This window comes from Blautia sp. AM47-4 (assembly GCF_003479865.1).
Lineage (GTDB): Bacteria > Bacillota > Clostridia > Lachnospirales > Lachnospiraceae > Fusicatenibacter > Fusicatenibacter saccharivorans.
This window is the reverse complement of the sequence record NZ_QUHY01000056.1, coordinates 1-7,228: the sequence shown is the minus strand read 5'-3', so window position 1 is coordinate 7,228 and position 7,228 is coordinate 1. Positions and strand designations below refer to the sequence as shown.

Annotated in this window: 6 protein-coding genes; all 6 read right to left on the bottom strand. The window is 43.2% G+C overall.

Annotated elements, in window-relative coordinates; all coding sequences use genetic code 11:
- Nucleotides 1-673: 673 nt before the first annotated feature.
- Nucleotides 674-1,771 (bottom strand): IS200/IS605 family element RNA-guided endonuclease TnpB, encoded by a 1,098-nt coding sequence (gene tnpB, locus DW965_RS18005; RefSeq protein ID WP_119198651.1) that lies wholly within the window; start codon nucleotides 1,769-1,771, stop codon nucleotides 674-676.
- Nucleotides 1,771-2,193 carry an IS200/IS605 family transposase gene (tnpA, locus tag DW965_RS18000; RefSeq protein WP_055266992.1) on the bottom strand — a complete coding sequence of 141 codons (423 nt, stop codon included), beginning with the start codon at nucleotides 2,191-2,193 and terminating at the stop codon, nucleotides 1,771-1,773. Before tnpA ends, tnpB begins: the two co-directional genes overlap by 1 nt.
- A gap of 339 nt (nucleotides 2,194-2,532) precedes the next feature.
- Nucleotides 2,533-4,728: an Ig-like domain-containing protein gene (locus tag DW965_RS17995; protein WP_158568526.1), complete on the bottom strand. Its 2,196-nt coding sequence runs from the start codon at nucleotides 4,726-4,728 to the stop codon at nucleotides 2,533-2,535.
- Nucleotides 4,729-4,827: 99 nt separating this feature from the next.
- Nucleotides 4,828-5,157: a hypothetical protein gene (locus DW965_RS17990; protein ID WP_117760314.1), complete on the bottom strand. Its 330-nt coding sequence runs from the start codon at nucleotides 5,155-5,157 to the stop codon at nucleotides 4,828-4,830.
- 200 nt (nucleotides 5,158-5,357) lie between these two features.
- Nucleotides 5,358-6,524, bottom strand: coding sequence for a leucine-rich repeat protein (locus tag DW965_RS17985; RefSeq protein ID WP_158568527.1), 1,167 nt, complete (start codon nucleotides 6,522-6,524; stop codon nucleotides 5,358-5,360).
- A 113-nt stretch (nucleotides 6,525-6,637) separates the two neighbouring features.
- The gene (locus DW965_RS17980; protein ID WP_055265164.1) at nucleotides 6,638-6,913 is read right to left on the bottom strand and encodes a DUF6017 domain-containing protein; all 276 of its coding nucleotides are present in this window, start codon (nucleotides 6,911-6,913) and stop codon (nucleotides 6,638-6,640) included.
- Nucleotides 6,914-7,228 lie beyond the last annotated feature (315 nt).

Genomic DNA, 7,228 nt, shown 5'->3' with positions numbered 1-7,228 from the left:
TTTCGCACGTTCATGCGCTGCTTTGGATGTTACTATTTTTGCAACCTTCTTAAAGATCTTCGGCTTGCATTGATCCTGCTACGGACAGTTGGCACACTGCTCATGCAGAAAGGAAACGGCACACTGATTGCTTGGTTTCATATAAGAACATGACATTTTCTCAAAAAAGATGACATTTTTATCGTCTAAAACCACAGATTTTTTTATAAAAAGGTAACGTCTCTGAAATATCGCTTCATAAACGTTACCTTGACTTCTTAGCAAAAACAACAAGTCCAGACAGAATATTCTATTTTTTCAACAAAAAGGAATACACAAAACTCTGCGCATCCCCCATGCTGCTTGACTTTTTCCGTCTGGCAGCTTATAATCAAATCAGAAGCAATCAAGGATATTTCCGTGTCAGTGGTTGTACTTTCTGAAATAATTTAAATTATTACAAAAAAGCAACAAGAGACAAAGGCTATCCCCTACTGCCAATAGGGAATAGCCCTCTTGCTATTTGCGGTGGTTGTCTATGTAAGTTGACACTCCCCACAGCTAAAGCAGGGGGATTCCTGTTTCTTCCACCATTGCATTGGCAAATACCTTACGGTACTGCAATGTCTTACACGGTGTCCACAGGCTATATTTATACTGTTCCCGCATGCCCTGCGGTACAGTTTTCTTATCTTTATGCCGACTGCAGCTGCAGTCCTTTTTTCAAAATATTGATGCCTGCATTCGTATCCCGGTCATGAACTGCGTGACAGCCGGGGCACTCCCAGATACGAATGCGCAGATTTTTCACCAGCGGATTCCGATAGCCACAGGAACTGCAGGTCTGGCTGCTCGGATACATCGTTGGTACTTTGCGGATTTCATTTCCATACCACACAGCTTTATATTCCAGCATCTCGAAAAACTTTGCCCACGAAACACTGGCTATCGACTTTGCCAGTTTATGGTTCCGGATCATTCCTTTTACATGCAGGTCTTCGATGCAGATGGTTTGGTTTTCACACACCAGCATCGTTGACTGTTTCTGCAGGAAATCATTTCTTTGATTCGTTACTTTTTCATGTACTTTGGCAACTCGAATTCGCTGCTTATCCCGGTTATGGGATCCTTTCTCTCTTGGGGAAAGTCTGCGCTGTTCCCTTACAAGTTTTCGCATCGAGCGTTCCAGATATTTGGGATTCGCTACTGTATTTCCGTTGCTGTCAGAATAGAATGTTTTGATTCCAACATCAATCCCAATCGTTCCACCCTGATTAGGTCGCGGTTCCGGTTCAGATTCAACATTCAGAACCGCAAAATATTTTCCGGATGGCGTATGCTCAATGGTTACGTGATGAATGTTTCCCACTTCCATTGACTGACGCACTTTCACATATCCGAGCTTCGGAAGTTTGATATATCTTCCCACGATACGAATGTTGTCTTTTTGATTTACCGTTCTGTACGACTGAAAATGGTTATGTTTGCTTTTGAAAGTTGGATGGGACGCTCTTTTTTGAAAAAAGTTTACAAATCCCCGGTCAAGATCCCGCAATGACTGCTGTAATGCGATGGAATCGACTTCTTTCAGAAAAGCAAACTCTTCCTGCTTTTTCAGTTCCGTCAGCATGGCAGAAGTCTGGCCATAGCCGATTTTTTCCCCTTTTTCATAGCCTTCCTTACGCATGGCAAGTCCCCGGTTATAGATGAACCTGCAGCATCCCAGCGTCTGGTGAATGAAGGCTTTCTGTCCTTTATTCGGGTAGATTCTGAATTTGATCCCTTTTTGCATTATCCCATCTTATCCTTTTGTCTCTGCGATGTTTTCTGGTTTTCGATATACTGTTTTACTGCTTCCAGCGGAGCACCACCCACCGTCGATACAAAATAGCTGTTTGTCCAAAGCGTCGGCATCTTAGTTTTAAGATATGGAAATTCCTGTCTTAAAATTCTGGAAGTATAGCCTTTGAAAGATTTTACGGCTTTGTGAATACCAAACTGAGGTTCTACTTCCAGCAGCATATGAACATGATCCGGCATGATTTCCATTTCCAGAATCTCTACAGAAAGATTTGCAGCATACTCTGTGAGCAGTTCCTTCAACCTGGTATCTACACCATTGGTTAATACTTTTCGTCTATATTTAGGACACCATACTACATGGTATTTGCACGAATAGACGACATTGTTGTTTGATTTATATGTTGTATTCATGTTTGTATTATACTATATTTTCCCATTTAATACAACCACTATTTTGTCCATCTCAATTACTTGCGTAAATTCGATGGACGCGTCTTATATCCCCATAGCTAAAGCAAGAAGTTTTACGACGCATTGGATAACGCCGCAAAAACAACAAGTAAAAGTGTCAACACTTCCATTGTATTCATTGGCATTACCCCCTTTCTGTTTCCAGAAAGGACAACCATCAGACTATCCCTATCACGTTCTGATCTGATTAGATTCAGTATAGCATATCATCGACTATTTTACTACCTCTTCGACATACAAATCCCCTCTCGTAATTCGTCTACGAGAGGGGATTCTTTTTTATCGGATAAAGTAGTTTGTGATCAAGTTGTAATCATCTTCTGTCATGCCAAGAACCGAGTCCATTCCAACATTATCTGTTTCCCACGTTCCCAGTTGATCGGTTTTATGATTTCCAAATGAAAAGATAGCCGAAAAGTTAATATAATTTTTACCTGCGTAGGCTTTTGGTTGGCTGTACATAACCGCTATAAAACCATGCGAATTATAATCATCCATTTGGTTTGCCTTATGCCCTGGTGAAGACATCCAAAGATTGAAAATCTGCTGTGCGAGATCATCTGTGTCTGTAAAAAGTAAATCTCCACCACAACCATTCTGACCACCAGAATGTAATGCCATATTATCCGGTGTACCATATCCAGGTTCAGTAATAGACTTCATCATATGATAACCCGCCACTGCAATACTCCTTGAACGCGGTACCATATCATCCCAGATCATGGCTGCATGTCCTTCTTTTACACGTTCTTCATTTACCAGGTCGAAAATCTTTCTGGAAACTTCCTGATCGTAAACAGTCATTCCAAGAGCCTCTTCATTGGTATATGGGATATTAATTTTTACTTCTACGTATCTTCCAACAACACCTCCGTCTGGCTTAGATCCCATTGCATCAGCTGAGATAATAACTTTTCGCATACCATTTTTTTTATGAACGGTTACAAGTCCATTTTCATCTACGCTTGCTACTTCTGGATCATCCGAAGTCCATTTTACCGCTTTGTTGGTTGCATTTTCCGGATATACGGTTGCGGCCAGCTGCAGTGTCTGTCCAACTTCAGTTAATTCCAGATTACTGTTCGGTGTAATTGTTACGCTTGTTGCATAAACGGTTTCTGCTGGTGTCTCTGTTGGCTTCGGTGTCTCTGTCGGCTTTGGCGTTTCCGTCGGTTTTGGTGTCTCCGTCGGTTTTGGTGTCTCCGTTGGTTTTGGTGTCTCCGTTGGTTTCGGTGTCTCTGTTGGTTTCGATGTCTCCGTTGGTTTCGGTGTCTCCGTCGGTTTCGGTGTCTCTGTTGGTTTCGGGTCCGGCTTTGTGGTCAACACACCATCTTTTCCATAATAGTTCCCATTTACCGTCTGATCCGTTACCATCTTGCAATTTGATCCAAAATAATAGGTCTTTCCGGAAATCTTCATCTGCATATCCTTGCAGGCTCCGCCCCAGCTCCGGATATAGTATTTTGCTCCGTTCTCCTCTTTCCAGCATCCGGAAAGCATAATTCCATTTCCGTCTACAAAATACAGGTTATCTTTGTATGTAAAGCTTGTGTTCACTGCCATGGTGCTGTCTGCCTGGAACCAGTACCATTTTCCGCCGGTTTTCAGCCACTCATTCTGATATGCTGCACCGTTATCATGCAGGTAATATTTTTTTCCGTTCCAGGTCTGCCAGCAGTTTTTATAAGCTCCGCCCCAGCTGCAGAAGAAATAGGTTTTTCCCCCGTCCGTGAAAGATTCATTTGCTTTCATGGTTCCGTCTGCGTTCAGATAGTAACGGTTATTGTCCCAGGTCTGCCAGCCCGTTGCAATTTTTCCATCTTTTGCCAGTTTCCACTGTCCATCCATCACGATCCACTGCATGTTGGTTACATTAGCATTACCATCAAAAGTGTAGGAGCGTCCGTTGATTTTGGCAGATCTGTTCTTATATGCGCCGCCCCAGCTGCACAGATAGCGGATTTTCCCTGTATCATCCAGTCTCCACTCATTGGAGCGCATACTTCCATCACTATTCATGTAGTATTTATTTCCATCCCAGGTCTGCCAGCCCGTTGCAATTTTTCCGTCTTTCACCAGATACCATTTTCCACCTTTTACAACCCACTGGGAACCCTGTACCTTACTGTCTGCACCGAATGTATAACTTCTGCCGTTGATTCTTGCCTTGCAGTTCAGGTAAGCTCCACCCCAGCTGCGGAAGTAGTAAACCGATCCATCCGTATCAATCATCCACTCATTTGCTTTCATGGTTCCGTCTGCATTCAGATAATATTTTTTTCCGTCCCAGGTCTGCCAGCCGGTCTGTTTTACACCGTCTTTATAAAAATACCAGGTTCCGGACTCCTGCGTCCATCCGGTTTTTCCAGCTGCCTGTACTGTCTGGGCAGAAACTGTTGGGAACATATTTGTTGCGGCCGGTGTACCTACTGCCAGGCTCAGGCCAAGAAGTACCATTGCGATTCTTTTTCTCATACTTTTTCCTCCGTCCGTGTCAAACATTGACACCGATTTTTCTGTTTGAATTCCATGTCAACGTTTGACACGGGATTCCTTGTTTTGTTATTTCACTTTTTACTCCGGAATTTCTTCCAGAAGTTCCCCGGTATAATCTTCCCGTTTTCCAAGTTTTACGGCATCGTCCAGTTCGGACTGTTCCATGCATACACTTCCGATCGGGTGGATTCCTGGATCACAAAGAACCAGATACAGATTTCCCTGGTAATCTTCCGCTACATCACCATCCTGCCGGTAGCCAACAAACTCATGCTCAATCGGTATTTCTTCCGGATGCTCCAGATAGAATGGATCAAGCTCTCCCCAGTCCAGTGTGGAAAAATTGAAATTCGGAAAACGTTCTGCTATTACTTTTTCTGCATTTTTTCGAAGCTCTTTCATGTCCATATGGTTTCTCCCCCTTTTTTATTTCTTTGGATCATATTATCATATTACCTTTCCAATTCCGTAATTACAAGAGTCTTTTGCTATTTTTCATATTGCATTTTTATTACATTCTAATCACCCCTCTGTTTTATTTGCATTTGTTGTTATTGTAATATGGCTTCCGCTGCTGAATGCGGCTTCCATAGATGCCTTTAATGCGTTCAGGATTTCATCTGCACTTTTTGTTCCCCCGTAGAAGCCCGTATTGGCCGTTTCCTGCGATTTTTCTGCATCGTACCGTAAATGATCGTAAGTCCTGTTCCAGCCGTTGCAGCGTCCGAAAACGAGCTTGAAAGGGTTGTCTTGGATGTACAGGAAACGGTAAGTGTTCCACTCAGGAACTTACAGCCGGAAAACAGGTTCCCGCTATCCGTACAGGAAGATGGGATTTCACCGGTTATGGATTCCAGTGCGGTACATCCGAAAAAACTGCTGTTCATTTTCTGTGCAGACGATGGGATATGTACTTCTTTCAGGTTGACGCAGCCATTGCAGATATTCGAAAGTTCTTTCGCACTGTCCGGAATCTGGACAGATGCCAGAGCCATACAGCCGTAATACATGGAATCCATGTTCTCCAACTGCATACAGGCTGTTGTATCGGCTCCATCGATCAGCGCCGTATCACCGTAAAATGCTTTTTTTGCCTGTTTTATATTCCCTGGAAGTTCCATGGCCTTTTCCAGTGCAATACACCCTTCTGCGCAGGATGTAATATCTTCCAGCCGGACCGCACCAGACATATCCGGCATACTGGTCATCGCTGTGGCATTTTTGAATGTTTCCACCATGCTTCTCACTGTGTCCGGAATGCGGCACAATGTTTCCAGGTATTCGTCATTTCCTGTAAACCAGTAGTCCATGCTTTCCACTTCTGCCTCCGGATCAATCCAGGTCAGCCGTTTAACAGAATCTTTCTTCCATGGCGCAGAATCTGATTTGAAATTCCGGACGCTTCCTTTTCCGGATATTTCTAGATCCCCGTTGGAATACAGGATAGCCTCCACATCATCTGGATTTTCTCTGCCGATTTTATACCTAACACTTTCATCACGGTCAATAAGCACTGTTATCTCTGCCTTGATATCCGGATATGCCTTGGAGGAAACCTCTACGGTAACACTGTGACCATGTGCCGGCACTTTAGCCGGTGACACGCTGTATGTATCTGCATCCAGAAGCTGTTTCTGTTTCCCGGATATTCCGTATACGCGGAAATTTTTTTCTGAAAGCCGACTTCCGGCAGCATAGCTTTTCTCTGCAGCTTCCACCTTGATCGTTTCCGGTTTTTCCGGTGCAGCTTCTTTTCGAAATTTTGGCAGTACCAAAAATACGACTCCAACAAGAATCAGCAAAATAACAGCAATCAACGCTATGATCCACAAGCTGCTTTTCTTTTTCTGCCTTTTTTTCGCTGGCTGTTTTTTTGATACGGCCATTTTTACTCTTTTTTCTTTTCCGTATTGTGCAGGCACTTCAGGATATAACAGATATGATCTTTATCCAGCTTCAGGAACATGCTTTTTACAATCGGAACAGGACGTTCCTTTCCTCCAATCCGAATTGTTCCTGCATCCGGCGGCAGCATTAGGGTTTCTACAATCAGCTCGATCAGTTCATCCACTTCCTGCTTGTTATAGATCGGCGGGTAGTTCTCGTAATCAATATTTTTCCGAATCAGTTCCCGGTAGGCAGATATCCGATCCATCATATCCATCCCACCTCTTTTTGTTCCCCGCTTTATATTATGATGTTAGGGTCAAAACCATAAATAACTTTGTCCTCTATTTCTATAGCACCTTGAAAAATTCATATTTTGTAGTGTAATACCGGATTTCTTCGGATATACGCTGGTATTCCCTTCCTTGATTTTATACAAGTACCGGATTTTGAGCGTAATGTCCTAAACCCTTCACATAGTTGAAGAGTTTTCTGAAATTCAATGCTGCTATCTTGGAACCGAAAAAGAACTTGCCCCGCTGTTTCCCACGAGGTATCTTTTCCAAGTGGTAATTCTTGCGTATATTCGATG

Coding starts and splice junctions, on each gene's coding strand:
- tnpB (WP_119198651.1), bottom strand. CDS start 1,771: ATGCAAAAAGGGATCAAATTCAGAATCTACCCGAATAAAGGACAGAAA.
- DW965_RS17995 (WP_158568526.1), bottom strand. CDS start 4,728: ATGAGAAAAAGAATCGCAATGGTACTTCTTGGCCTGAGCCTGGCAGTA.
- tnpA (WP_055266992.1), bottom strand. CDS start 2,193: ATGAATACAACATATAAATCAAACAACAATGTCGTCTATTCGTGCAAA.
- DW965_RS17990 (WP_117760314.1), bottom strand. CDS start 5,157: ATGGACATGAAAGAGCTTCGAAAAAATGCAGAAAAAGTAATAGCAGAA.
- DW965_RS17980 (WP_055265164.1), bottom strand. CDS start 6,913: ATGGATATGATGGATCGGATATCTGCCTACCGGGAACTGATTCGGAAA.